Below are 1,081 nucleotides of genomic sequence, written 5' to 3' on the forward strand. Positions count from 1 at the left end.
GACAATCCTAAATCGACGAGGAAAAACAATAGATGACAAGAAGGCGCCGACAATTTGACGCCAGCTTCAAGCTGGAAGTGGTACGGATGGTACGAGACCAGGGGTTATCGGTCAGCGAAGTCAGCCGGTCGATGGACCTTGTTGAGACAGCCGTGCGGCGCTGGGTGGCGCAGTACGATGCGGAACGTGCTGGCGGCCCCGGCGAGGGCAAGCCGCTGACAGCTGAACAGCAGCGCATCCGGCAACTTGAAGCAGAGAACCGCCAGCTGCGAGAGGACAACGCACTGCTAAAAAAAGCATCGGCCTTCTTTGCCCGGGAACTGAAGTGACTTACCGCTTGGTAAATCACTTGCAACAGGAGGCCGTATCGGTCAGTGACGCCTGCCGGGTTTTGCGGGTGAGCCGCTCTGGCTACTACGCACACCGGCGTGCCAGGCCGAGCGCAAGGAGCCTGCAGGAACAGACCCACGTCAGGGCAGCATTCGCCGCCAGCGGCGCGAGCTATGGCAGCCGGCGTGTGATGCATGCGCTGCGGGAGCAAGGGTTACGTATTGGTCGTTACCGGTGCGTACGCTGATGCGCGACGCAGGCCTGCGCACGAGCTGGAAGCGCAAGTTCGTCTCGACGACCGACAGCAGGCATACGCTGAAGGTAGTCGGCTGGTCTATGGCTCCCACCATGCCGGCCGGACTGGTCATGTCGGCACTGACCATGGCGCTGCAGCAGCGTCGGCCAGCGCGGGGGCTGGTCCTGCATTCGGACAGGGGCAGCCAGTATGCGAGTGACGAGTACCAGGCATTGCTGAAGCAGCATCACGTGGTTTGCAGCATGAGCCGCAAGGGAAATTGCTGGGACACTCAGTGATGGAGAGGTTCTTCCTGAACCTGAAAATGGAGCGCGTGTGGCAGCGTCAGTACGCCAACCACGACGAGGCACGGCGCGACATCAACCAGTACATCGTCGGCTTCTACAATGCCGTACGCCTACATTCGACCTTGGGCTATCTGTCGCCCGCTGCCTACGAGGCGAAACCGACAGTGAAAGAACCTATCTGCCTGTCCGAAATAACTTGACCACTACA

At 60.0% G+C, this 1,081-nt stretch carries 1 pseudogene; it reads left to right on the forward strand.

Features of this window, described 5'->3' with window-relative positions:
* Nucleotides 1–32: 32 nt before the first annotated feature.
* Nucleotides 33–1,073 (forward strand): annotated as a pseudogene (locus P0D80_RS50380) (IS3 family transposase).
* Nucleotides 1,074–1,081 lie beyond the last annotated feature (8 nt).

The organism is Paraburkholderia sp. RL17-373-BIF-A (assembly GCF_046030175.1).
In the GTDB taxonomy this organism is placed as follows: domain Bacteria; phylum Pseudomonadota; class Gammaproteobacteria; order Burkholderiales; family Burkholderiaceae; genus Paraburkholderia.